This is a genomic window from Ekhidna lutea (genome assembly GCF_900188325.1).
GTDB lineage: Bacteria > Bacteroidota > Bacteroidia > Cytophagales > Cyclobacteriaceae > Ekhidna > Ekhidna lutea.
In genome coordinates, this window is record NZ_FZPD01000005.1 from 199,618 (window position 1) to 223,425 (window position 23,808).

The following is a 23,808-nucleotide window of genomic DNA, read 5'->3' on the forward strand; positions in this document are numbered from 1 at the left end:
ACCCTGTCTGATCAGACAGGGTTTTTTTGTGCCTTTATTTTAACTTCCAACTGTGACAGATAAAGCCCTTATCAAAATTGGTGAAGACTGGTTTAAGTCTAAGAACTGGGAGACTTTTGATTTCCAACGAGAGGCATGGTCTGCCTATTTGGAAGGCAAAAGTGGCTTGCTCAATGCGCCAACAGGTTCCGGTAAGACATTTGCGCTTTGGATTCCTTGCTTGCTGGAGTTCCTTAGAGATCATGAGCCTTACGATGTAAAACCTGAGCTTCAAATTCTCTGGATCACACCGCTTAGAGCTTTAGCTAAGGATATTCAACGAGCGATGCAGCTAGTTTGCGACGAAATGGATATCCGTTGGAAAGTTGGTTTGCGAACAGGCGAAACAACCACCTCTGAAAGACAAAGACAAAAAAAGATTGCTCCACAGGCACTGGTAATTACCCCGGAAAGCCTTCACGTCTTGCTCAGCCAAAGTGATTACCCTAACTATTTGAAGAACATAAAAAGCATCATAGTTGATGAGTGGCATGAGCTAATTGGTACTAAACGTGGAGTAGCGACAGAGCTGGCCATTTCAAGAATAAAAAAGCTCACAGAGAATAGATTGAAAGTCTGGGGCATCTCAGCAACCATCGGAAATTTACCCCAAGCGAAACGTGTCTTGCTAGGTGAGGACCTTTATAAAGATGCCGTTTCCATCAAATCCAATATTGAAAAGAAAATAGAGGTGACGTCTATCATGCCGGAAGAAGTGGAGAAATTTCCATGGTCAGGCTATCTGGGAATTAAGCTGCTTGATAAGGTGTTGCCCATTATTCACCAGAGCAATACAACCCTACTTTTCACTAATACTCGATCTCAAACCGAGCTTTGGTATCAGGCCATCCTGAAAGAAGCCCCGGAATTAGCGGGGATCATTGCTATGCACCACGGTTCAATGGATCAAAATATTAGAGGATGGGTGGAGGATGCTTTGCATGAAGGAAAGCTGAAATTAGTTGTCTGCACATCAAGCCTGGATTTAGGAGTTGATTTTCGTCCGGTTGATACCGTCATCCAAATCGGTGGCCCTAAAGGTGTATCTCGATTTCAACAGCGTGCCGGTAGGAGTGGACATGGGCCAGGAGAGGTCAGCAAAATCTATTTTGTACCAACTCATTCACTTGAACTAATTGAAGGAGCAGCACTAAGATCAGCGATCAAAGAGGGTAAGTTCGAACAGCGAAAACCTCTGGAAAAATGTCTGGACGTACTTGTCCAATATCTGGTCACACTCTCAGTAAGTGGAGGATTTCGTCCACTTGAAATACTGCAAGAAATCAAACAAACGTACTGTTATCGCTTACTATCCGCAGATGAATGGAACTGGGCATTGGAATTCATCACCACAGGTGGGAGTACACTTGGTGAGTACGATGAGTTTTCGCGTGTGTACAATGATGATGGGGTTTATAAGATCATCAACAACAAAGCAGCACTCAGACACAAATTATCCATCGGTACCATAGTAGGTGATCCGGCCATGAGCGTCAAATTGATTTCGGGAGGACATCTGGGCACGGTCGAGGAAAGCTTTGTATCCAAGCTGAATCCAGGAGACCGCTTTTGGTTTGCTGGTCAAAATCTTGAATTCATTCGTATCAAAGATTTGACTGTTTTAGTAAAAAAATCAAAGCGAAAAAGCGGACTGACACCAGCATGGGGTGGTGGAAGACTACCACTTTCATCCCTGCTATCCGATCAAATCAGAGACAAGTTGCAACGTGCTGTTGAAGGTGATTATTCAGATGTTGAACTCCAAAAGATCAAACCAATACTTGACCTTCAAAACAAAATGTCCATGATTCCTGATAAAGATTCTCTACTTATTGAAAAAGTAGAGACAGAGCACGGCCATCATCTATTCTTCTTCACTTTTGAGGGAATGTTCGTTCATGAGGTTCTGGCGGGTCTTATTGCGTACCGAATAAGCAGACTCCAAAAAATCACCTTTTCGATATCCATGAATGACTATGGATTTGAATTATTGTCTGATCAGGAAATAGCAATTGAAGAAGCACTGGAGCTTGATCTTTTCTCAGAAGAAAATATTTATCAGGACATCAATGAGTCTATCAATATGACCGAGATGGCACAGCGGAAATTCAGAGATGTGGCAACAATTGCTGGCTTGATTTTTCAGGGATACCCGGGTAAAAATATTAAAGCACGGCACCTACAAGCTTCATCAGGAATATTATATCGTGCTTTTAAAGAATATGATCAAAACAATTTACTCTTAAAACAATCAATGGAAGAAGTGATGACGCTCCAACTAGATCAGTCACGGTTTATGGAAGCGATTCGTAGAATCAACTCACAGCAAATCATTCTGAAGGAAACGCAAAAGCCGACACCATTTGCTTTCCCGATCCTGGTTGATATGATCAGACGAGAACGATTAAGTTCAGAAGATGTGACGGATAGAATATTAAAAATGCAGATGCAGCTTGAACGATCTGTTGGGTCAGACTAAATTTGGCACAATGAAAATATCAATAACGCTTCTGGCATTATTTGCCGCAACAACACTTTACAGTCAGTCCATTGTTGGAAAATGGAAAACAATCGATGATGAGTCCGGAAAGCCACGCTCAGTGGTGGAGATTTATGAAAAGGGAGGCAAATATTTCGGCAAGATCGTTAAGCTATACAGAGAGCCGGGAGAAGATCCGGATCCAATTTGTGAGGAATGTGGTGACCATAGAGCTGGACAAAAGGTGATTGGTATGGAGATAATTTCAGATATGAAATATGATAAGGGTGACAATGAATACCGAAAAGGAGAAATTCTGGATCCTGAGAATGGCAATATCTATGATTGTAAGCTATGGGTTGAAGATGGGAATCTGAAGGTAAGAGGTTATTTGTTGTTTTTCTATCGCACGCAAACCTGGCTTCCTTATTCAGGTGAGTGAAACTGTTGTTCTTATAGCTGAGGAAGAAATAATCCTTCTTCCGGAAAAAGGGCTTTTTTGGGAAAAGGAAAAACTGCTCGTGGTGTCCGACCTGCATTTAGGAAAAGCAGGTCACTTTCGTAAGCATGGTATTCCTGTTTCTAAGAAAATTCATTTTACAGATTTTCAGATTCTGGAGTCTATGATCCAGCGTGTCAAGCCTGAAAGAGTGATTCTTTTAGGAGATTTATTCCACAGCGCTGAAAACAATGAGTGGGATGATTTCCTGCGTTTTTTGGAGCTGTATAAGTTTATAGATTTCATACTTGTCGAAGGCAATCATGATATTCTTACGGAATACCCTCCCACACTTACCAGAACGCTGAAACTCGAGCTTCACCCTTTTTCATTCACTCATATAAAAGAACCATCTGACATGTATAATATTTCAGGGCATATCCATCCAGGAGTCTCAATCAGGGGAAAAGGCAGACAGAGTATAACTATGCCATGCTTTTATTTTGCGAAAGATTATGGGGTACTTCCGGCCTTTGGTCAATTTACAGGGATCAAGAAAATCCGACCTAAAAAGGAAGATCGGGTGTATGGTATTGCAGAGGGAAGTGTCATTGAATTAACGTAAGTTTTGTCGTATTTTACAATTGTAAAGCCCGAAACTCATCGGTAGGGGTTACTAAATGGATATTAATCGTATTAAAAACTGGCTAGGTGTATGAAGGACAGTGAGATACTGGAGCGAATCAGTCGTGGCGATGAGCGTATGCTTGATCACCTGTATAAGAAATATTACAGGATGATGACCAAAATTGTGCTCAGCAACAATGGGACTGAGGATGAGGCGAAAGACGTATACCAAGAGGCCTTACTCGCTTTTTGGCAGAAAGCTGCCAGTGGGAAGTTGATTTTGACATCCAAGATCAGCACCTATCTGTATAGCATCTGTCTCAATCAGTGGAGAAAGGAATTGGATCGCAAAAGTCGCTTGAGCTCAGAAGAAGTAGATCGTGAAGAGTATCAAACACATGATGCGAAGGAGCGATTGAAGATTGTGATGGATTGCATCGAGCAGTTGGGAGATGTGTGTAAAAATGTACTCACCCATTACTATTTCGATGGTATGGGCATGCAGGAAATAGCCAAGAAAATGAATTTTGCCAATACAGATACGGCAAAAACAAAGAAATATAAGTGTAAGAAGAAATTAGACAGTTTAATAAAGAGTAAATACACCACCGAAGACTTTTTTGATTAGACATGACAGAAATTAACCAAGAGCAACTAGACAATTACCATTCAGGTCAAATGAGTGATGCGGAAATGGCATCATTTGAAAAACAACTGGAGTCTGATCCGGCATTAAAAGCTGAGAGCGACTTACAGGCAGACATTGTTGGTGGTCTAAAAGAATACCGTAAGCTGGAATTGAAAGCAAGATTGGATGCCATCAATGTAGGTCCTACCTGGATGGAATTTGTAGGACAATCTGCACTTATGAAATCAATGGGAGGTGTTATTGTCGCTTCGATTATTGGAACAGGCATATACTTTCTTGGAGAGAAAGAAGACGATGTTTCAAATACTGATCCAATCACCATTGACGCGCCAACCAATGAGTCTATCGAATACGTCTGGGAGCTTGGTAAGGATGAAACTCCTTCACAATCCAATCAATTGGAGCGACCTGCTATTGCAAATAATACCGATGAAAAGAATACAAAACCGGATCCAGGAGAAGAAGAGGAGGTTGTTTCGGCTAATCAAGCAATTACAAAAGAAGAAACGATAAAACCATTCAAGCCTTCTTTTGAGGCACCAAATGCACAAGATGTTGCTGATGATAGTCAGTTCGCCGCATCCGGGCTGGATGATCTGCCGGAAAACACGGCTACTGCTACCTCTAATGACCCAATTGATGTTGAAACGGAGATTAGTAAGAGCACAGTGATCAAATACAAGTATTACGATGGCAAACTATTCTTAAATGGGGACTTTAATAAGGCACCATACGAAATACTTGAAATCAATAGCTCAAAAGGTAGACGAATCTATGTTTACTACCTGGGAAATTACTATACTGTTAGTATCACAGATAAGCTTACAACGCTTCCTGAAGTAAACGACAAAGAGGTAATAAAAGAGCTAAACCTGCTAAGAGAAAATAAGTAGTAAATAAGCCATTTCAAAGCATCTCCATTTTGCCTAAATTCGTGGCTTGATGGAAGAGAAAAAGACCAGGAAAAAACGAAAACTTGGAAGCTATCCTTTTGCCAGCGTAGTATTTAGTATTACGGTGGCATTGTTGGTTTTGGGTTTATTTGGATGGCTACTATTGCATAGCTCCAGGTTAGGTACTCGCATCCAGGAGAGCGTTGAGATACAGGTATATCTCAACAAGAACCTTTCACAGTCAGATATTACCAAGATTCGCACAGCTATTACGTCTAAGCCATATGTGCTCGTAAAGGAAGAGCCTCAGATCAGACTGATCACAAAAGAAGAGGCAGCAAAGCAATTCGTAGAGGCTACTGGTGAAGATTTTAAAGACTTTTTGGGTGATAACCCACTGCGAGACCTTTTTGCTGTTAATCTAAAAGGAAGCTATCAATCGCTGGATAGCCTCAATCTGATCAAAGCGGAAATAGAAAAATTCAGAGGTGTTTTTGAGGTAGAGTATGAAGAAAGCCTGATCGAAAGCATCAATCAAAACCTGACCAAAATTGGATTTATACTATTGGGAATTGCCATTTTCGCACTACTGGTGGTAATCATTCTGATTAACAATACCATAAAGCTTGCACTGTTCTCACAGCGATTTCTTATCAGAAGTATGCAATTAGTGGGAGCTACAAGCAAATTCATACAGCGTCCATTCTTATTCAGATCCATGTTTTATGGGTTGTTAGCTGGTATTTTAGCATGTGGAATTATCTATGGCTTCACTGTATATATGAACTCAATTATTGAGGGGTTATCAGAGTTGCAGGATACCAAAGGATTTTTAATGCTGTTTTCACTAATCCTTATTATGGGGATTATCGTAGGCTACTTTAGCTCATTGAGAGCAATCAGAAAATATTTAAAAATGTCGTTAGACGAACTTTATTAATGCTTACAAGAGATTTGAAAAGCGAAATATACATCTAGGGGGAGGTATGAAAGTTTGGCGGGCGTGGGATAGATACATGAAAGAGGCAGCTTTAAAACTTTCTTGATTTTTTTGCTCCGTTTTTTTAGCAAAAAAAATGAAGAATGGGAATAAAAAAGCTTACATATAACAGGGGAAATATAGATTGAAATCATCTATTGGTATATTGTAAGATTGAACTGATTTGAAAGGTTATTTAGTTAGACAAACAGTAAAATAAAATGTCAGAAAAAAGAAAACTTGCTTTCAACAAAGCCAACTACATCATCATGATTACCGGAGTGGTGGTACTCGCTCTGGGCTTTATAATAATGACAATGGACACAGAACCTTATGGATTTGGTTTCCTTGGTCTTACATTGGGACCCATAGTTGTAATGCTGGGTTTTATCATCCAGTTTGTAGCAATTTTCTATAAACCAAAATCAAATTCAGATACTGAATGAGTTGGATTGAAGCCCTGATTCTGGGCATTATTCAAGGACTTACAGAGTTTTTACCCGTCAGCAGCAGCGGTCACTTAGAGATTGGGTCTGTTCTTCTGGATGCTCAAAGCTCTGACAACCTACTTTTTGCCGTAGTGGTTCACCTGGCAACTGCGTTGGCAACCATCGCAGTTTTTAAAAATGATATCCTTGAGCTTTTAAAGGATATTTTGAAGTTTCAATGGAATGAGTCAACACAATTTGCAACAAAGATTTTAATATCGATGGTGCCTGTTTTTGTCGTGGCAGTTTTCTTTAAAGATCAAATAGAAGCCCTGTTTATCGGTAATTTGGCTTTGGTGGGTTCCATGCTGCTTGTTACAGGAGGATTGCTACTTTTTGCTCATTTCAAAAAGGACGGAGATCGGTCGGTTGGTTTTTTAGGTGCCATGGTGATTGGATTGGCACAGGCTTTTGCCGTTCTGCCAGGTATTTCACGTTCGGGCTCAACCATTGCCACTGCATTAATATTAGGTGTAGAAAGATCCAAAGCGGCGCGTTTTTCATTTCTGATGGTACTGATCCCCATTTTGGGAGCAAGCTTGCTTGAATTGTTAGATTACTCAGAAAATCCAACGGCTCATTCGATTGATTTGATCAGTTTAATTGTTGGATTTGTTGCTGCATTTATAGCCGGATTTGTTGCGTGTAAATGGATGATTAAGATCGTAAGAAAAGGAAAACTCACCTATTTTGCTGCTTACTGCTTCGTTGTTGGGTTGATAGCTATTGTCGCCTCATGACACAAAATACCTACGAAGAAGGTCGACTACTGTTGATCAATAAACCTGTTGACTGGACATCTTTTGATGTCGTTAAAAAACTTCGATACACGATAAACGTCAAGAAGATTGGTCATGCGGGAACCTTAGATCCGCTGGCTACCGGACTATTAATTATTGGTACCGGAAAATTCACTAAAAAACTAAATGAGCTGCAAGGTCTTGATAAAACCTATGAGGGGATCATAGAAATTGGAAAAACCACACCCTCATATGACCTTGAAACAGCATTTGATTCTGAAAAGGACTGGAGTGGAGTGACCAACGAAATGATGGAAACTGCCCGAGAGCAATTAACAGGAGATATTCAACAGATTCCCCCCGCACATTCTGCAATTAAAGTAGGAGGGGAAAGGGCCTATAAAAAGGCACGAAAGAATAAAGCTGTAAAACTCGAACCCCGGACGCTCACAATTCACGACTTTCAGATTGATTATTCCAGTCTGCCGGAAGTAAAATTCAAGGTTTCATGTTCGAAAGGAACATATATCAGAAGCCTGGCACATGATTTTGGGCAGCTGATTGGAGTTGGAGGATATTTAAAGAAACTGGTGCGAACAAGTGTAGGAGAATATGAGTTGTCAGATGCAGTAGATTTGGACGAATTTATTAAACAACACAATGAAGGTCGTTGATCATATTGATGCGTTTGATAAGCCGGATTATGCGGTTGTGACCATAGGTACGTTTGATGGCGTTCACGTTGGACATCAAACCATTTTAAAAAGGGTGGTTGACGATGCTAGAAAAAACAATGGCAAGAGCGTACTGATCACCTTTTGGCCTCATCCACGCTTTATTCTTAACAAAGACGCTGACAAGCTAAAGCTATTAACCACTTTTGAAGAAAAAGCCGAGTTGGTAAAAGACCTTGGAGTAGATTATCTCTTAAAGATTGCTTTTACTCCGGAATTTTCGAACCTCAGTGCCGATGAATTTGTACAACAAATTTTAGTTGATAAAGTAGGTACAAAACATCTGTTTATTGGGTATGATCATCATTTTGGAAACAATAGGGAGGGGAATATTCAATTTCTTCATGCGCATGCTGATAAATATGGATTTGAAGTAAATGAGATATCTCGTCAAGAAATTGATCATATTGGAATAAGCTCCACCAAAATACGAGATACGCTGGCAAGCGGTGAAATACACCTGGCTAATTCTTTGCTAGGCAGACGCTTCAGTATCCGGGGTAAAGTGATAGATGGCAATAAAAGAGGTCGCTCGATAGGCTATCCTACAGCTAACATTGAAGTGCCTGAAAAATATAAACTTTTGCCGGCAGACGGAGCTTACGCAATAGAAGCCAGCGTAGATGGTGAGCAGTACAAGGGGATGTTAAATATAGGCTTTAAGCCGACTGTTGATGGAACCAAGCGGACGATTGAAGCACATCTCTTTAATTTTGATGAGGATATCTATCAAAAAGATTTGATCGTTGAATTTGTAAGATGTTTGAGAAAGGAAATGAAATTTTCCAGTATTGATGAACTAAAAAATCAATTACATAAGGACAAAGAGGCTGCCCTTAATATTCTAGAATGAAACCGGCTGTAACCATAGCGATAGCGTTATTTATTTGTTTTACTACTTCCTGCAGTAAAACGGAGGCATTGGTTGACTTTACCGTGGAGGATGAAATGCTGTTAGGAGAAAAGCTCGCTGAAGCATTAATTAATGACGAAAGCTATACCATTATCCCGAGTGAAGGAAATCCAATTCCTTATGGGTATGTAGAAAGCAGACTCTCCGAAATTCTTGCATCAGATTCACTCGTCAACGCTGACTTTAGCTGGACCATAACCCTTTTGGAAAACGATAGCAGAACGGCATTTGTACTTCCCGGAGGATATATTTATGTCAATTCCGGAATGATATTCTACCTGGAAAATGAAGATCAGTTCGCCGGCATGATAGCCCATCTTGTCGCTCATGCGGATAAGTCTCACATCACTGAACGTTTATTTTTTGAGTATGGCGTCAATGGGCTGAAGAATATAGCTAATGGTAGTGATGAAGAAATGCTATTGTCCATCTTAGATGATTTGGATACGCATGATCAGTTTCTTACCTACAACCGAGCACATGAAATTGAAGCCGATTTTCATAGTGTAGGGCTTCTATCAGGTTCAGACCAATCTTGCATAAGTGCAGCTTTATTTTTTAATCGCACATTAAATGTCCAACCTGAGCGTCAGGCAGCCTTTTTAGGGGCACATAATGGAGCTGAAACACGGGTAGAAGATATTGAAGCTGTTGCTGGTGAGAGAGGGTGCGATACGACTGTAGATAGCGGTTCTTCCTCTCGCTATCAATCATTTAGAAATTCACTTCCCTAATAGGAAAAACATAAATCAAACCGATAATTAATGAAGAAGTCAGAAATCAAGTTCGTAGTAGAATTAGACAAGGAAAATATTCCTGAGAAAATAATGTGGGATGCGGATGAAAAAGAACAGCCAGGAATGACAGAAACCAAATCCATTAGCCTTTCGCTTTGGGATCATGACAACAAGAACACCATGCGTATTGACTTATGGTCAAAGGACATGCCACTAGATGAAATGAAACACTTCTATATTGACTGTCTGGGAGGATTGGCACAAAGCGTTTTGAATGCTACCGGTGATGAATACATGAATCAGGAAATGGCTAACTTATGTGATAAGTTGGTTGAGCATGTAAAAAATGAAGGTTGATAGCACCATTTAGCTGCGCTAATTCACCAAAAATCATTAATATTATGCATGCATACTAGATTTTAGCGAACATTAGGCTTTCGTTATCTTTTGCTGGAATTTATAGTTAATTTTCTATTTAAAAGCCGAATTTTATTTGCTTAAACATCAACCCTTATGAACCGAAATATTTACAAATGGATTTTAGGCATCTGTTTAACCGTATTAATGAGTTATTCATATGCACAAACAGCAGTGAACGGAACAATCATTGATGCCGAAACAGGTGAACCATTAATTGGAACGCAGATTTTAGTAAAGGGTACCGTTCTTGGTACCATCTCAGATGTGAACGGAAATTTTGCACTTTCTGTGCAATCCCCTCCTCCGATCACGCTTGTGATTACCTACGTTGGTTACGAGCGCCAGGAAATTGAAGTAACATCTTCGGGTCAATCATTAGATATTCAACTTGCTGAGGCCACTTTGCTAGGACAGGAAGTTGTTGTTTCGGCATCCAGAGTTGAAGAGAATATTTTACAATCCCCAGTAAGTATTGAAAAGATGGATATTCTGGCAGTTCAAAACACTTCTGCTGATACCTACTATAAAGCGATTGCAAATTTGAAGGGCGTTGACGTTGCTTCCAGTAGTATCAACTTTCAAATTCTAAATGCAAGAGGTTTTGCTTCAACAGGAAATACAAGATTCGTTCAACTAATCGATGGAATGGATACGCAGGCACCTGCACTTAACTTTCCAATAGGAAATCTAAATGGTCCATCTGTATTGGATGTAGAAAGTGTAGAACTAATACCAGGGGCAAGTTCGGCTTTATATGGTGCAAATGCATTTAATGGGGTTCTACTAATTAATTCAAAAAATCCATTTGAATACCAAGGAGTTAGTGCATTTGTGAAAACTGGGGTTAACCATGTGAGCAGTGATGCTGATCAAGACCCAGCTATTATGAACACATTTTCACTACGCTATGCAAAGGCTTTCAATAATAAACTAGCATTTAAGGTTAACGGTACTTACTCATACGCAGATGATTGGCACGGAACTTCTACTTTTGATAGAAATGCAGATAATAATCCATTCCCGGATGAGCCTAATATAGGTGCTGATCGTCTACATAAACATGGTGACGAAGCGGCAGCAAATATTGCATTGCTTGGAATTGCAGCAGCAGAAGGATTGAATGAAGGACTTGAAATTTTGTTTAGAGATAACAATCTTGATAACGGCAATACCATGCTGGATTATGCAAGAGATTTACCAAGTCATACTGTATCACTAACACCCTTTGATGAGGTTGATTTGATAGATTATGGTGCTGAGAATTTGAAAATAAATACTGGATTGTATTACAGGCTGAACGATGACTTGGAACTCAGTGCATTATATAATGCTGGTTTTGGAACAAGTATTTATACTGGTGCTCAACGTTACTCACTTTCAAACTTTGGAATACAGCAAGGTCGTTTACAGCTAAGAGGAGATAACTTCTTTGTGCGAGCATACGGTACTTTCGAAAATTCAGGCGATTCATATATAACAGAATTTTTGGCTTTAAGAATGAATGAAGAGCTAGCTTTCACTGGAGGCCGTGCCTATACTTCTAATGGTGTCGATGGGCAAAGATATGTGCCAAGACTCGCTCCATCAGCTAGAAGTGTGAATAACATGCTTGTATCATACTCACAAGCCTATATACAATTTTTAGCTAGTGGAAATGCTGATTTGCCGGGACTTGATCCAGGAGAAATCACTTCTTTAAGGGTAAATAATCCGACTTTAGCAGCTCAGTATGATTTAGCAGCACATCAACGTGCCAGGCAGTTCATGAATGATGTTTTTCAGTATGAACCTGGCTCACCAGAGTTTGAAGAGGCAAAAAGAGTAGCACTAGAGGGTACTATTCCGGAGGGTCCTGGATTTGCTGATAAATCAGCAATGTATCAAGCCGATGCACAGTATGATTTTAAAAATGAGGTCGACTTTATGGAGCTACAAGTAGGTGGTAGCTACAGAATTTTTGACCTTCGATCGGAGGGTACTATTTTTCCAGATAAAGATGGCGGAATACAGATTAATGAATTTGGTGGTTATGTGCAGGTTGGTAAGAGAGTTATAGATAATCTCAAATTAAGCGGATCTGTACGTTTTGATAAAAACGAGAACTTTAAAGGTCAGGTGAACCCAAGAATATCAGGTGTCTATACCGCAGGAAGCAATCACAATTTTAGAGCTTCCTATCAAACTGGTTTTAGAAACCCTACTACTCAAGGTCAGTATATTGATTTGAGCGTAATTTCAGCAAGGCTACTTGGAGGATTGCAGGAGAACTACGACAAATACCAGCTTGCACGAACTAGCAGAACTGGAGCTGATTTATCATTTACTGCTGGTTCTGTAGAAGCATTCAAGAGGTCATTTTTTGGGTCCGGAGGTACCAACCTTTCGGAGGCTGTAGGTTTATTAACGCCGTTTACATCCTCTGATATTAAGCCGGTTGTTCCTGAACAGGTCAGGTCCATTGAGTTTGGATATAAGAGTTTGATTGGGAATAAGTTGTTAGTTGATGCGGTATATTATCACAATACCTACACAGATTTTATAACTCAAATTCAGGTTGTTGTGGCTGATGAAGCTACAGATGGGTCTATGAATCCATTGACATTAATCAGTGGTTCAGCTATTACAATTGCCGATGGCGAAACGGTAATAGAGGATCCGGATGATCCAACTCCAGATGGTTTCAATGGAAACACAGCTCAGATTTATTCCAACTTGGAAGATGATGCAACAGCACAAGGAGCTGCATTGGGGCTTACGTATAATTTACCTAGGGGTTATACCGTAGGAGGCAATTATAGCTGGAACAAGTTTATTGGCGGGTTTACTGACAATAATCTAAATGAGTTCAATACTCCAGAACATAAATTCAATGTCAACTTCGGAAATAGAAAAATAACCGATAAGCTAGGATTTAATGTTACCTATAGATGGCAAGAGGCATTTCGTTGGGAGTCTTCATTTGCTGTGGGAGACGTACCATCGTATAGTACAATTGATGCTCAGATTTCTCTTAAGCTTGAAGAAATTAAATCAGTCTTAAAAATTGGTGGCTCTAACCTCTTTGGAGATTCATATATTCAGAGCCTTGGAGGACCAAACATTGGATCAATCTATTATGTATCCCTTACCTACGACGAACTAATGAACTAAATTTTAGATACAATACTATAAATAAAACCACCGAGATACTCTTGGTGGTTTTTTTGTTTCAATTAATAAAAAAGAATGATGAAAAAAATAATATGGATGTTGGTCGTCGTAACTCTTGTTTCATGCGACAGTGATGATGATTTAGTTCCTAGCTTAATGGGAGAAAGGTATATTGATAGTGTTTTTACAGATATTAATATTGAATTGAATATTCAATATGGATCAAACAATTCGCTTTCGGGAAATAAGAAAAACCTCTTTTTAGATATCTATACCCCAAACAATGATACTTTAAGCGAACGACCAACAATAGTATTAGCTCATGGTGGTGCTTTTATCGGTGGAAACAAATCTGACCTTGAAACTCTTTGTATTTCATATGCAAGTATGGGTTATACAGTGGCAAGTGTGGGATACAATCTTTTGGATGATAGATTTATTTCAGATTCTGTTCGATTTAGTGAAGGAGTAGTAATTGCCTTAGGAGATTTTAAAGGAGCAATTAGGTATTTGAGAGACAATGCAATCAATGGAAATAATGATTACGGTATTAATTCTGAGTTAATGTTTGCAGGAGGGATATCAGCTGGAGCAATATTAGCGAACCATGCTGGAATGCTCGATAGTAATGACCCAGCTATCCCTGATTACTTACAAAATCATATTGATAATAATGGAGGATTTGAGGGTGATACAAACGATCTGACAGTTTCTTCTGAAGTAAGTGGAGTCCTTAGTTTTTCAGGTTCACTGTTAAGGTCCCATTGGATTGATGAAAATGATCCGCCAATATTTATGGTTCATGAGGAATTAGATCCTGTGGTTCCATGCGACTATAGCGCTTCTGTCTTGTTTCCATTCCCAATTCTAGCTTATGGTGCTTGTGCATTGCAAAATCAAATTGCAGAAGTAGGTATAAAAAATGAGTTTGTATTCTACGAAGGGGCTTCTGAGCATGTTGGGTATTTTACCAATGATGATGAAGGTTCCCAGAAGGAGTTAATTAAGACATCAGCTACTTTTTTAGCAGAAATTATTCTGTAGTTTAATAGAATCCTTTGGCAGATTGGCGTAAAAAAAGCTGCTCAACGAGCAGCTTTTTTTAATTATTGTGTATATGTATTTACTTATTGAGGAGATGCTGGTGCAAGAATTCCTGCAATCACATGGATTCTTCCTTGACTGATTGTAACAGCATCAAGAAGAGCAGCTTCAGCGTCGAAATTACCGTAAGTTGTTTGATCTGCAAGATCTACATCTCCATTGCTATCAATATATATTCCTACTCCATTATTTGGTGGAATTGCATCTGTGTTGTTGAAAAAAGTCAACGTTCCTTGGCTCAAGGTAGTGTAAGTTGCTCCAGTAGTAAGATCATCTGCACCTAATGTATTAACACCATCGTCAGTTGATCCACCTTGCCCAATCACAATGTGATTTCTGATATATGCATCCCATTGCTCTGCAGTTAATGAGGCTGCTGTGATTTGTGCCGCTTCAAATGTTGCGTTCGTCGGAGCAAAAACCGTAAGATCAGTAACTGACGCAAGTGCACCTACAATCGTAGCTTCAGCTGCTTTTCCTTCATCAGCTTTAGTAATGCCTTCAGCCAAAATGCTAAAATCGGTACCTAACATAACGCTACCGGCTAGAGTGCCAAGTAAAACTGATAATGTTGATTCAACAGAAACAGGAATTAAAACACTTTCAGTAATGTGAACCACACCATTTGTAGCTTGAATGTCACCAGTCACAACACTAATTTCTTTATTTGATGACCCGGTTAATACCGTTCCATCAGCATTGAATTTAATTGTCTGAACTGTTTCTGATGTAGCATCAGTGTATAGTGTATTGAGCTCAGTGTCAGTTGTGAAATCCGCAGTTGCTACAGCTTGTCCAGCGACAATATGATATGCTAGTACTCCTTTGATTATTTCAGGATTGATACTTTCAATTCTAGCAGGGAATCCAGGTGTTTCAAGCAAACCAATAAAGGCATCATTGTTAGGAGCAAAAAATGTAAATGTTCCTTCAGAACCAAGTGTCGCTGTTAATTCAGGATAAACATTTAGATATTTTTTAAGAGAATCCAATCCCTCGGTATTATTTACAATATCAAGAATTGAGTCGGTTACCTCATCGACAGGCTCAGTTCCATCATCGTCACCACAACTTGTGACAGCTATCAAGGATGCCATAATACCCACAAGGGCAAAGGCTTTAAAATACTTCAAAATCGATTTTTTCATTGTATTTGGTTTTAAGTTAACGTACGAATTTAAAATTAATTAATTAATCGCTTAAGTTGCGAAATGTTTGGTTACAAGACACATTTCTACCGAAAAACGTTGACCTATAATTAAAATTATGTCAGAACCCGACTTCAAGTACTTTCCACGGCTAAGAAATCAATTGTTTCATATTGTTTTCGGTACCGATACCCGCGCGGGTAAACTCTTTGATATTATCCTGCTGTGGGCGATTGTTTTGAGTGTTTTGAGTGTAATGCTCGAAAGCGTAAAGGAGATAAGTGAGACCTATGATACGGTATTCTTTATTTCTGAATGGTTTTTTACCATCTTGTTTACTGTTGAGTATATCCTAAGATTATCTATAACGGCAAAACCCAAGAAGTATGCATTTAGCTTCTTTGGTATTATAGATTTATTGGCAACACTTCCTACCTATATCACGCTTTTTGTGGCTGGTGGAAGCTATCTTATAGTTATTCGTTCCATTCGATTATTGAGAATATTCAGGATACTCAAACTCGGGAGATATTTAAGAGAAGCTTCTGTCTTATCTAATGCGCTGGCAGCCAGTCGCTATAAGATATTTATTTTCCTTGGAGCCGTCTTTACCCTGGCCATGATCATGGGGACATTGATGTATATGATCGAAGGAGGGGAGAGTGGCTTCACCAGCATTCCAAGAAGTATCTATTGGGCCATTGTGACCATTACAACCGTAGGCTATGGAGATATTGCTCCACAAACGGTATTGGGTCAGTCTTTTGCGTCCATGCTGATGCTTATGGGATATGCGATTATAGCTGTGCCTACAGGTATTGTGACTTCTGAAATTGCACAGGCAGAGAAGGATAAGAAAAAAGAGGAGTCTTCAGGTCGTGGAGTCTGTGTGGCCTGTGGTAAGAAGGGACATGATGATGATGCAATTTTCTGTAAAAATTGCTCTGCTAAGCTCTAGGCAGATGGTTTATTTCTAAAAGTTCTGACAACCAACCAAATGATCACAATTGTAAATGTGGTCATAAGGAAAACGTTTGAGGCATCCGAAATGGTCCAGGAGTCTACCCACTCAGTGAATTTCATCGATTCTGTTTCTTCCATCTGTTTTTTGGCATAAATATAGCAAGCAATATGGTCAACTGACCGAAATATGTTTTGTAACTTAGATATTTAAAATTGCATTTAACCATGAAGTTCTTATTTATCGCCATTCTGTATTCATTTTTTCAAAGCCCTGTCACCATCGTGAAAAATAACGGTGATGAAATCGAGCTCACCAACGTTTTGCTATATCAAACTACAGCTAAAGGCACACCAGATGTTATTAGCTATTCTTATCGGGGTGCACCGGGCAAGGTGAATATTAAGGAAGTAAAACGGATTTCGTTTAAGGAAAACCTTGGTCGTAAAAAGGGGGTTACCACCTTTAAAGCTATTTTAGTTAAAAGGAACAATGATAAGTTGGAAGTAGAGGTAAACCTTGTAAAAGTTGAGGGTACAAACAAAGAGGGTAAAAAGGAATCTATGAACTTTAGTTCTGTCGATAAGATTTCGTTTTAGTCCGGTTAATTCTATATTTGCGCCTGCCTGTCGTAGACAGGGTTAGTGATGATTTCCAAAACAACCTGCACTCGTAGTTCAACTGGATAGAATACCAGATTTCGGCTCTGGGGGTTGAGGGTTCGAATCCTTCCGAGTGCACTTTAAGCATCTACCAACAGTAGGTGCTTTTTCTTTTTACAGTTAATTAAATCAATACAATGATGTTAGGAAGGATGAGAATCTCAGGTTCGAAACCCGAAGGGTTCACGAGGGGAGGAGCGCATAGTTGTGGGTATGAGATAAATGGAGCGTAGCGAAATTCACAAAAGGAAAAGGCGCATGGTTGTGGGTATGAGATAAATGGAGCATAGCGAAATTCACGAAAGGAAAAGGCGCATGGTTGTGGGTATGAGATAAATGGAGCATAGCGAAATTCACGAAGGGAAAGGCGCATGGTTGTGGGTATGAGTAATCCTTCCGAGTGTACTTTAAGCCTCCTTTTGGAGGCTTTTTATGCTTTCCTATTCTCGTTACTTGCACCATATACTTCTGAATGGGTAGGAGATCCCCAAGTCTCACTCGTACCTCGTTTGCAAGGGGATACGGACCTTGGAGTTAGATTCATAAATCTTACTGATAGTTTATCTTGAAACAAGAAAGCCCTTCAACAAGATTGTTGAAGGGCTTTCTATTAGCGGTGATTGTATATACTGGATTTTCTTTTTAGCTAAGCATGACAAGCAAAACAATCACCGTTAAAACTGAAAGAATAAACCTGACGTAACTCATAATAGATTTTGTTTGTTGTCAATGATAAGGCCAGTGTGGACTTAGATACCCCCAATTCATTCTTTGAATCAGTCAATTATCTCGATAAAGTAAAGGTATATGTTCGATGACCCTCCTTAAATGAGGAAGTAATACGATGGGTTTGATCATCGATTTCATCCACTTCCCATACTTGTAAGCTGTCACCAATTTCAACGATGAGACGTTCTTCCGAACGATCCATATACCATTGGCCAATGGTTCCGGGAGGATCATGTGGCTCACACTTGGTAGCTCCTTCATTTATTTCATAGTTCCCATTGGGGAAATAGGTGATGAAATTATCAGTTACACACCTGTGAGGTGTCACCGTTCCAATTTCGATTTCGATTTCGTCTACCTGATAGGTTTTTCCAAATTCATCTGTTCCTGAGATTAACTCGCCAGGAGATTTAGGCCGTGGACTGTTATCTATACAGCTGACAGCAATGAAGGATAAAAGGATTAAACGTAAAAAAGCCATAGTTGAGTGATTTACAACTATGGCAAGCTTTTATTTATTGACCCCTAAAGGCTGAATACAGTTTACACTTATGAAAGCACCTCTTTCACCTTCTCAGCAGCATCTTTTAGTACAATTGCTGAGGTCACTTTTAACCCTGAATCTTCAATGATTTTAGCTCCTTCTTCAGCGTTGGTTCCTTGAAGTCTCACGATAATTGGAACGTTGATGTCTCCAATGTTTTTGTATGCCTCAACCACACCGTTTGCTACTCTGTCACATCTTACGATACCACCAAAGATGTTGATTAGAATCGCTTTTACATTAGGGTCTTTAAGGATGATTCGGAAGCCTGCTTCTACCGTTTGCGCATTTGCCCCACCCCCTACATCCAGGAAGTTTGCAGGCTCACCACCGGAAAGTTTAATGATGTCCATGGTAGCCATTGCCAGACCTGCGCCATTCACCATGCAACCTACGTTTCCATCTAGCTTCACATAGTTCAGTCCGGACTTGCCAGCCTCCACTTCTAAAGGATCTTCCTCGGTAAGATCTCTGAGCTCGGCAATATCTTTGTGACGATAAAGTGCATTGTCATCAATATTCACTTTTGCATCAACCGCTAAAATTTTATTATCAGAAGTTTTTAGCACAGGGTTAATTTCAAACTGAGATGCATCTGTTGCTTCGTATGCCTTGTATAGGGCAAAGATGAACTTAACCATCCCCTTGAATGCATCACCTTCCAGGCCAAGTGAGAAAGCTACTTTTCTAGCCTGGAAGCCCTGAAGCCCAACAGCAGGGTCAATCCACTCTTTTACAATCTTATCCGGTGTTTCTTCAGCAACCGTTTCAATGTCCATGCCACCTTCAGTAGATGCCATGATCACATTTTTGCCCGTTCCTCTATCTAGCAAAATAGACAGGTAATATTCTTTAGGATCAGATTCACCCGGATAGTATACATCCTGTGCAATCAATACCTTATTTACTTTTTTGCCTTCAGCTCCAGTCTGATGCGTCACTAATGTTCCACCCAGGATATCCTTAGCCTTAGGACCTACTTCATCGAGGCTTTTAGCCAATACCACTCCATTTGATCCGGTCTCATTAACCTTTCCTTTTCCTCTACCTCCTGCATGTATTTGTGCTTTGATTACATACCATTCAGTTCCTGTTTCTCTATTCAGTTCCTTAGCTGCCTCAACAGCTTTGTCAGGTGTGTCTGCAACTACACCTTCCTGGATAGTAACTCCGTAAGATTTAAGAATTTCTTTGGCTTGGTATTCGTGAATGTTCATGAGCTTAAAATTTTCTGCGAAGCTAAATCATTGGGCACGTATAACCAAGCTGAAGCCTTTTCTGTTGGCTTATTTCTGATTGATAACCATATCTTTGCCGCCATGTTAAAAGCCGAGAAAATTCATAAATCATATAATGGTCTCCATGTACTACGTGGGGTCGAACTCTCAATTTCGAAAGAAGAGGTTGTTAGCATTGTTGGAGCTTCCGGTGCAGGAAAAAGCACACTACTTCATATACTCGGCACATTAGATACTCCTGATTCAGGGAGCGTATGGTTGAATGGTACAGCGGTTTCTAGTTTGAACCAAAAAAAAATGGCCCAGTTTAGAAATGAACAGATTGGCTTTATTTTCCAGTTTCATAATCTATTTCCTGAGTTTACTGCACTAGAAAATATTTGTATGCCTGCTTACATCAAAGGCACAAAGAATCCGGAGAAAAAAGCTTTGGAACTACTGGATATTTTGGGACTTAAAGAACGCAAAGAGCATAAGCCTTCTGAGCTATCTGGCGGTGAGCAGCAGCGTGTCTCTGTAGCTCGCGCATTAATCAATGATCCGTCAATTGTATTTGCAGATGAACCTAGTGGTAATCTGGATTCTAAAAGTGCTGATGACCTGCATAAACTATTCTTTGATCTAAGAAACCAAATTGGACAAACTTTTGTCATAGTCACTCACAATATGGAGCTGGCCGGCATGGCGGATAGAAAATTAGAAATTAAGGACGGAATCATAACTACTTGATAGATTGAGTCAGGGAGTTAGATACATGCTTTTTGCTTCGTTCACTTTCACTTTAATGAAGGTGTGCGTGAAGTTGGTCCCTCACATTCCGGCCATTGAAATCATATTATTCCGATCCGTCATTTCACTTGCTATTAGTTTATTCTTCCTGAACCGACAGAAAGTCAATATATGGGGGAATAATAAATTGGTTTTAATCGGTAGAGGTGTTTCAGGAGCAATTGCACTTGTTATTTATTTCAGTCTGCTTCAGCAAATACCGTTGGCCACAGCCTCAACATTACAGTATTTAGCTCCAATTTTCACGGCAGTATTAGGCATTTTTCTGGTAGGGGAGAAAGTAAAGAATGTACAGTGGCTATTCTTTGCCATGAGCTTTGCCGGGATTTTAATCATTCAGGGATTTGACCCGCGAATCACTTTTTGGCACCTGGTAATGGGAGTCAGTGCTTCCTTGTTTATGGGCTTGGCTTACAACTTTATCCGTAAGCTAAAAACCAGTGAGCATCCGCTGGTGATTATTTTTTACTTCCCGCTTATCATGTTGCCAATCTCGGCTATTTGGTCATCTTTTGTATGGGTGCAGCCTATAGGTAATGACTGGTTGGTATTAATTCTTGTGGGAGTCACTACTCAAATCGCCCAATTTTTAATGACCAAAGCTTATCAGAAAGAGGAGTTAAACAAGGTTTCGATTCTAACCTACCTTGGTATTATTTATTCACTGGCCTTTGGTTTCTTCATATTTGATGAGACTTATAACCTGGTCACATATGGTGGTATGGCACTTGTTTTAACTGGAGTGGTACTGAATGTGCTTTGGAAGCGCAATTGATCTTGATTTTAAGCACCCCTTCAGCTTTATTTGCAGTCTACACACGTATGAAATATTAAATCATGGGAAGAGCGTTTGAATATAGGCGAGCAGCCAAGGAAAAGCGATGGGATAAAATGAGTAAGGTGTTTCCTAAACTGGCCAAAGCTATAACCGTAGCGGCCAGGGATGGCGGAGAAGACCCTGAAATGAATCCAAAGCTTCGTACAGCTATTCAAAATGCCAAGGCTGAAAACATGCCGAAGGACAACATTGAGAATGCAATCAAACGTGCGGCAGGAAAGGATATTGATGAAATCTCTGAGGTCACTTATGAAGGAAAAGGACCTCATGGGGTTTTGGTGTTTGTGGAATGCGCAACGGATAATACAACGCGTACAGTAGCAAATGTGAAGTCATACTTCAATAAGGCCGGAGGAAGTTTTGTACCGAATGGCTCTTTGGAATTTATGTTTGATCGAAAGGCCGTTTTTGAATTCGAGAAGACGGAAGGAATGGATATCGAAGAACTGGAGCTTTCATTGATAGACGGAGGGCTGGAGGAAATTGAAGAAAATGAGGGGATGATATATGCCTATGCTGATTACACACAGTTTGGTGAAATGAGTAAGGTGCTGGAAGATTTAGAAATTGATGTAAAAAAAGCCAATCTGAAACGGATTTCAAACAACCCAGTTGAGTTTACTGATGAGCAGTTAGAGGAAATTGAGAAGATGCTTGATAAAATTGAGGACGATGATGATGTCCAGGCTGTTTATACCAACATAGCATAAAGTGTAAGGTTATATCAATAACATAAAAAAAAGGGACTCATGTGAGTCCCTTTTTTTATTTGATGATTATCTCAAGCTATCTGGCTGATCAAATCTGCTGCTCGTGCAGAGTATCCAGCTTCATTGTCGTACCATCCTACTACTTTAACCAGATTACCCTGGCATGAAGTAAGCTTAGAATCAAAAATGTTTGAATGTGGGTTTCCAACGATATCGATTGAAACGATTGGATCTTCTGTGTACTCAAGAATTCCTTTCATAGGACCCTCAGCAGCAGCTTTCATTGCCGCATTTACCTGTTCTGCTGTAACATCCTTTTTCACGACTACAGTTAGATCTGTCAATGAACCAGTAGGAGTAGGAACCCGCATAGCGATCCCGTCTAGCTTACCATTCAGGTGAGGAAGCACTAGTCCGACAGCTTTTGCTGCACCGGTAGATGTAGGGATGATAGATACTGCTCCTGCTCTTGCTCTTCTTAGATCTTTGTGCGGTGCATCTTGTAAGCGCTGATCAGACGTATAAGCGTGTACAGTTGTGATGTATCCTTTTTCGATTCCGAATGCATCATCAAGTACTTTAGCCATAGGAGCGAGGCAGTTTGTAGTACAAGAGGCATTGGAAAGAATAGTTTCATCACCTGTAAGTGTATCTTCGTTTACGCCAAGCACTACTGTGGGAATATTACCTTTAGCAGGTGCAGAGATAACTACTTTCTTAGCTCCTGCTTCGAGGTGTCCACCAGCACCAGCTTCGTCAACGAAAAAGCCAGTAGACTCAAGTACGATCTCTACTCCAAGTTTGCTCCAAGGTAGGTTCTTTGGGTCACGCTCAGCAGTTACCGGAATTGCTTTTCCATTAACGATAATGTTGTGATCGTCCGCCTCTACTGTGCCTGGAAACCTTCCATGATTGGAATCATATTTTAACAGGTGAGCTAGCGTATGAGTATCTGTGAGATCATTGATCGCCACTACATCTACATTTTCTTTTTCAAGGAGCGCACGGAAACTTAATCGCCCGATACGTCCAAATCCATTAATACCAATTTTCGTTGACATGTGATCTTGCTTTGATTTTTGAGGTGCAAAAGTATAACCTCTTTTTGAGGTAATCAATTTTATTCAAAGTGCACCTTTTAATTACTTATAAAAAAGGCACTAAATCATGCAATAGTTTTTCTTTGTAATTAAATGATTGACAAGGCATGTTTGAAAACTTGAATTTTGATGAACCTCTTGACGAAAACCGATTTGACCAATGGTTTGATGAGGGGAGGGAGAGCAAAATTAGATTTGAGTACCTGGTTGTACTATGGGATGAAATGGAAAAGGATTATCGCCCGGTTTTCCTGGCCGAAAGAGCTAAACTTAAAAAATACGTTGATGACCCAGCTAATGTCGGAGATGTATTTGTTGCGGCCTATGACTTGTATACAGAGTCTAAAGTAATGTAGGAAGCTTCGAACCTCTGGATCTCACCATTTCTTAAACAAAAAAAGCAACCCTTTTGAGGTTGCTTGTTAAGAGGCGCTGAGCGCCTGCCTGCCGCAGGCAGGGATTACTCATACCCACTACCATACCGCACAACCCCTCGTGAATGCTTCGCATTTCGAACCTTCCGGTTCTCATCCGCTTATTAATACAAAAAAAGCAACCCTTTTGAGGTTGCTTGTTAAGAGGCGCTGAGCGGATTCGAACCGCTGTAGAAGGTTTTGCAGACCTCTGCCTAGCCACTCGGCCACAGCGCCAAAAATTGATTGCAAAAGTAGAAAAAAAGAGTCACCTACCAATCGGCA

25 protein-coding genes and 2 tRNA genes are annotated in these 23,808 nt (G+C 40.0%); 21 read left to right on the forward strand and 6 right to left on the reverse strand.

Annotated elements, in window-relative coordinates:
* Window positions 1–52 precede the first annotated feature (52 nt).
* The 14 genes from CHB71_RS14790 (at window position 53) to CHB71_RS14855 (ending at window position 14,331) form a co-directional block, all read left to right on the forward strand.
* A complete protein-coding gene (locus CHB71_RS14790; protein ID WP_089357719.1) occupies window positions 53–2,518 on the forward strand; it encodes a ligase-associated DNA damage response DEXH box helicase in 2,466 nt (821 codons plus the stop codon).
* A gap of 10 nt (window positions 2,519–2,528) precedes the next feature.
* Entirely contained in the window at window positions 2,529–2,960 is a 432-nt protein-coding gene (locus CHB71_RS14795; protein WP_089357720.1) for a DUF2147 domain-containing protein, read from the forward strand.
* On the forward strand, window positions 2,953–3,582 hold the full coding sequence (gene pdeM / locus CHB71_RS14800) for a ligase-associated DNA damage response endonuclease PdeM (RefSeq protein WP_179213431.1): 630 nt from the start codon (window positions 2,953–2,955) through the stop codon (window positions 3,580–3,582). The genes CHB71_RS14795 and pdeM overlap by 8 nt, the downstream gene beginning before the upstream one ends.
* 90 nt (window positions 3,583–3,672) lie before the next feature.
* On the forward strand, window positions 3,673–4,212 hold the full coding sequence (locus CHB71_RS14805; protein WP_089357722.1) for an RNA polymerase sigma factor: 540 nt from the start codon (window positions 3,673–3,675) through the stop codon (window positions 4,210–4,212).
* 2 nt (window positions 4,213–4,214) lie between these two features.
* On the forward strand, window positions 4,215–5,126 hold the full coding sequence (locus CHB71_RS14810; RefSeq protein ID WP_089357723.1) for a hypothetical protein: 912 nt from the start codon (window positions 4,215–4,217) through the stop codon (window positions 5,124–5,126).
* A gap of 49 nt (window positions 5,127–5,175) precedes the next feature.
* Window positions 5,176–6,066 carry a cell division protein FtsX gene (locus CHB71_RS14815; protein WP_179213432.1) on the forward strand — a complete coding sequence of 297 codons (891 nt, stop codon included), beginning with the start codon at window positions 5,176–5,178 and terminating at the stop codon, window positions 6,064–6,066.
* Window positions 6,067–6,326: 260 nt separating this feature from the next.
* Window positions 6,327–6,551, forward strand: coding sequence for a DUF3098 domain-containing protein (locus CHB71_RS14820; RefSeq protein ID WP_089357725.1), 225 nt, complete (start codon window positions 6,327–6,329; stop codon window positions 6,549–6,551).
* Window positions 6,548–7,333: an undecaprenyl-diphosphate phosphatase gene (locus CHB71_RS14825; RefSeq protein WP_089357726.1), complete on the forward strand. Its 786-nt coding sequence runs from the start codon at window positions 6,548–6,550 to the stop codon at window positions 7,331–7,333. Before CHB71_RS14820 ends, CHB71_RS14825 begins: the two co-directional genes overlap by 4 nt.
* The gene (gene truB, locus CHB71_RS14830; RefSeq protein ID WP_089357727.1) at window positions 7,330–8,007 is read left to right on the forward strand and encodes a tRNA pseudouridine(55) synthase TruB; all 678 of its coding nucleotides are present in this window, start codon (window positions 7,330–7,332) and stop codon (window positions 8,005–8,007) included. The genes CHB71_RS14825 and truB overlap by 4 nt, the downstream gene beginning before the upstream one ends.
* Window positions 7,994–8,920 (forward strand): bifunctional riboflavin kinase/FAD synthetase, encoded by a 927-nt coding sequence (locus CHB71_RS14835; RefSeq protein ID WP_089357728.1) that lies wholly within the window; start codon window positions 7,994–7,996, stop codon window positions 8,918–8,920. The genes truB and CHB71_RS14835 overlap by 14 nt, the downstream gene beginning before the upstream one ends.
* The gene (locus CHB71_RS14840) at window positions 8,917–9,714 is read left to right on the forward strand and encodes a M48 family metalloprotease (protein ID WP_089357729.1); all 798 of its coding nucleotides are present in this window, start codon (window positions 8,917–8,919) and stop codon (window positions 9,712–9,714) included. The genes CHB71_RS14835 and CHB71_RS14840 overlap by 4 nt, the downstream gene beginning before the upstream one ends.
* 30 nt (window positions 9,715–9,744) lie before the next feature.
* Window positions 9,745–10,074 (forward strand): gliding motility protein GldC, encoded by a 330-nt coding sequence (gene gldC / locus CHB71_RS14845; protein ID WP_089357730.1) that lies wholly within the window; start codon window positions 9,745–9,747, stop codon window positions 10,072–10,074.
* A gap of 156 nt (window positions 10,075–10,230) precedes the next feature.
* Window positions 10,231–13,287, forward strand: coding sequence for a TonB-dependent receptor (locus CHB71_RS14850; RefSeq protein WP_089357731.1), 3,057 nt, complete (start codon window positions 10,231–10,233; stop codon window positions 13,285–13,287).
* 75 nt (window positions 13,288–13,362) lie between these two features.
* On the forward strand, window positions 13,363–14,331 hold the full coding sequence (locus tag CHB71_RS14855) for an alpha/beta hydrolase (protein ID WP_089357732.1): 969 nt from the start codon (window positions 13,363–13,365) through the stop codon (window positions 14,329–14,331).
* Between the two features lie 83 nt (window positions 14,332–14,414).
* Here CHB71_RS14855 and CHB71_RS14860 read toward each other — a convergent pair whose 3' ends face one another.
* Window positions 14,415–15,539: a fasciclin domain-containing protein gene (locus CHB71_RS14860; RefSeq protein ID WP_089357733.1), complete on the reverse strand. Its 1,125-nt coding sequence runs from the start codon at window positions 15,537–15,539 to the stop codon at window positions 14,415–14,417.
* Between the two features lie 118 nt (window positions 15,540–15,657).
* On the opposite strand from CHB71_RS14860, the gene CHB71_RS14865 reads away from it, so the two are divergent.
* Entirely contained in the window at window positions 15,658–16,497 is an 840-nt protein-coding gene (locus tag CHB71_RS14865; protein WP_089357734.1) for an ion transporter, read from the forward strand.
* Here the strand turns inward: CHB71_RS14865 and CHB71_RS18855 are convergent.
* Window positions 16,494–16,640, reverse strand: a complete 147-nt coding sequence (locus CHB71_RS18855) for a hypothetical protein (RefSeq protein WP_179213433.1) — start codon at window positions 16,638–16,640, stop codon at window positions 16,494–16,496. The genes CHB71_RS14865 and CHB71_RS18855 overlap by 4 nt on opposite strands.
* 87 nt (window positions 16,641–16,727) lie before the next feature.
* Here CHB71_RS18855 and CHB71_RS14870 point away from each other — a divergent pair, with 87 nt between their 5' ends.
* Together CHB71_RS14870 and CHB71_RS14875 are read left to right on the forward strand one after the other, a co-directional pair.
* Entirely contained in the window at window positions 16,728–17,099 is a 372-nt protein-coding gene (locus CHB71_RS14870) for a hypothetical protein (RefSeq protein WP_089357735.1), read from the forward strand.
* 67 nt (window positions 17,100–17,166) lie between these two features.
* Window positions 17,167–17,240: transfer RNA gene (locus CHB71_RS14875), tRNA-Arg, on the forward strand.
* 706 nt (window positions 17,241–17,946) lie between these two features.
* Here CHB71_RS14875 and CHB71_RS14880 read toward each other — a convergent pair.
* On the reverse strand, window positions 17,947–18,372 hold the full coding sequence (locus CHB71_RS14880; RefSeq protein ID WP_089357736.1) for a hypothetical protein: 426 nt from the start codon (window positions 18,370–18,372) through the stop codon (window positions 17,947–17,949).
* A 68-nt stretch (window positions 18,373–18,440) separates the two neighbouring features.
* Window positions 18,441–19,652: an ADP-forming succinate--CoA ligase subunit beta gene (gene sucC / locus CHB71_RS14885; RefSeq protein WP_089357737.1), complete on the reverse strand. Its 1,212-nt coding sequence runs from the start codon at window positions 19,650–19,652 to the stop codon at window positions 18,441–18,443.
* Window positions 19,653–19,754: 102 nt separating this feature from the next.
* Between sucC and CHB71_RS14890 the strand changes: the two genes are divergently transcribed.
* The 3 genes from CHB71_RS14890 to CHB71_RS14900 all read left to right on the forward strand — a co-directional run bounded on the left by CHB71_RS14890 (window position 19,755) and on the right by CHB71_RS14900 (window position 22,010).
* Entirely contained in the window at window positions 19,755–20,402 is a 648-nt protein-coding gene (locus CHB71_RS14890; RefSeq protein ID WP_089358066.1) for an ABC transporter ATP-binding protein, read from the forward strand.
* A 4-nt stretch (window positions 20,403–20,406) separates the two neighbouring features.
* Window positions 20,407–21,237 (forward strand): DMT family transporter, encoded by an 831-nt coding sequence (locus tag CHB71_RS14895; protein WP_317043988.1) that lies wholly within the window; start codon window positions 20,407–20,409, stop codon window positions 21,235–21,237.
* Window positions 21,238–21,299: 62 nt separating this feature from the next.
* Window positions 21,300–22,010, forward strand: a complete 711-nt coding sequence (locus CHB71_RS14900; RefSeq protein ID WP_089357739.1) for a YebC/PmpR family DNA-binding transcriptional regulator — start codon at window positions 21,300–21,302, stop codon at window positions 22,008–22,010.
* A gap of 71 nt (window positions 22,011–22,081) precedes the next feature.
* Here the strand turns inward: CHB71_RS14900 and gap are convergent, their stop codons facing one another.
* Window positions 22,082–23,071, reverse strand: coding sequence for a type I glyceraldehyde-3-phosphate dehydrogenase (gene gap / locus CHB71_RS14905; protein WP_089358067.1), 990 nt, complete (start codon window positions 23,069–23,071; stop codon window positions 22,082–22,084).
* 146 nt (window positions 23,072–23,217) lie between these two features.
* Between gap and CHB71_RS14910 the strand changes: the two genes are divergently transcribed.
* Window positions 23,218–23,466 (forward strand): hypothetical protein, encoded by a 249-nt coding sequence (locus tag CHB71_RS14910; protein ID WP_089357740.1) that lies wholly within the window; start codon window positions 23,218–23,220, stop codon window positions 23,464–23,466.
* A 223-nt stretch (window positions 23,467–23,689) separates the two neighbouring features.
* Here the strand turns inward: CHB71_RS14910 and CHB71_RS14915 are convergent.
* Window positions 23,690–23,760: transfer RNA gene (locus CHB71_RS14915), tRNA-Cys, on the reverse strand.
* Window positions 23,761–23,808 lie beyond the last annotated feature (48 nt).

Excerpts from the sequence above, each read along its gene's own strand:
- sucC (WP_089357737.1), bottom strand. The coding sequence starts at position 19,652 with ATGAACATTCACGAATACCAAGCCAAAGAAATTCTTAAATCTTACGGA.
- CHB71_RS14855 (WP_089357732.1), top strand. The coding sequence starts at position 13,363 with ATGATGAAAAAAATAATATGGATGTTGGTCGTCGTAACTCTTGTTTCA.
- CHB71_RS14860 (WP_089357733.1), bottom strand. The coding sequence starts at position 15,539 with ATGAAAAAATCGATTTTGAAGTATTTTAAAGCCTTTGCCCTTGTGGGT.
- CHB71_RS14815 (WP_179213432.1), top strand. The coding sequence starts at position 5,176 with ATGGAAGAGAAAAAGACCAGGAAAAAACGAAAACTTGGAAGCTATCCT.
- CHB71_RS14810 (WP_089357723.1), top strand. The coding sequence starts at position 4,215 with ATGACAGAAATTAACCAAGAGCAACTAGACAATTACCATTCAGGTCAA.
- CHB71_RS14880 (WP_089357736.1), bottom strand. The coding sequence starts at position 18,372 with ATGGCTTTTTTACGTTTAATCCTTTTATCCTTCATTGCTGTCAGCTGT.
- CHB71_RS14825 (WP_089357726.1), top strand. The coding sequence starts at position 6,548 with ATGAGTTGGATTGAAGCCCTGATTCTGGGCATTATTCAAGGACTTACA.
- CHB71_RS14850 (WP_089357731.1), top strand. The coding sequence starts at position 10,231 with ATGAACCGAAATATTTACAAATGGATTTTAGGCATCTGTTTAACCGTA.
- CHB71_RS14820 (WP_089357725.1), top strand. The coding sequence starts at position 6,327 with ATGTCAGAAAAAAGAAAACTTGCTTTCAACAAAGCCAACTACATCATC.
- CHB71_RS14805 (WP_089357722.1), top strand. The coding sequence starts at position 3,673 with ATGAAGGACAGTGAGATACTGGAGCGAATCAGTCGTGGCGATGAGCGT.
- CHB71_RS18855 (WP_179213433.1), bottom strand. The coding sequence starts at position 16,640 with ATGGAAGAAACAGAATCGATGAAATTCACTGAGTGGGTAGACTCCTGG.
- CHB71_RS14900 (WP_089357739.1), top strand. The coding sequence starts at position 21,300 with ATGGGAAGAGCGTTTGAATATAGGCGAGCAGCCAAGGAAAAGCGATGG.
- gap (WP_089358067.1), bottom strand. The coding sequence starts at position 23,071 with ATGTCAACGAAAATTGGTATTAATGGATTTGGACGTATCGGGCGATTA.
- CHB71_RS14835 (WP_089357728.1), top strand. The coding sequence starts at position 7,994 with ATGAAGGTCGTTGATCATATTGATGCGTTTGATAAGCCGGATTATGCG.
- gldC (WP_089357730.1), top strand. The coding sequence starts at position 9,745 with ATGAAGAAGTCAGAAATCAAGTTCGTAGTAGAATTAGACAAGGAAAAT.
- CHB71_RS14795 (WP_089357720.1), top strand. The coding sequence starts at position 2,529 with ATGAAAATATCAATAACGCTTCTGGCATTATTTGCCGCAACAACACTT.
- CHB71_RS14840 (WP_089357729.1), top strand. The coding sequence starts at position 8,917 with ATGAAACCGGCTGTAACCATAGCGATAGCGTTATTTATTTGTTTTACT.
- CHB71_RS14870 (WP_089357735.1), top strand. The coding sequence starts at position 16,728 with ATGAAGTTCTTATTTATCGCCATTCTGTATTCATTTTTTCAAAGCCCT.
- CHB71_RS14865 (WP_089357734.1), top strand. The coding sequence starts at position 15,658 with ATGTCAGAACCCGACTTCAAGTACTTTCCACGGCTAAGAAATCAATTG.
- CHB71_RS14890 (WP_089358066.1), top strand. The coding sequence starts at position 19,755 with ATGTTAAAAGCCGAGAAAATTCATAAATCATATAATGGTCTCCATGTA.
- CHB71_RS14910 (WP_089357740.1), top strand. The coding sequence starts at position 23,218 with ATGTTTGAAAACTTGAATTTTGATGAACCTCTTGACGAAAACCGATTT.
- truB (WP_089357727.1), top strand. The coding sequence starts at position 7,330 with ATGACACAAAATACCTACGAAGAAGGTCGACTACTGTTGATCAATAAA.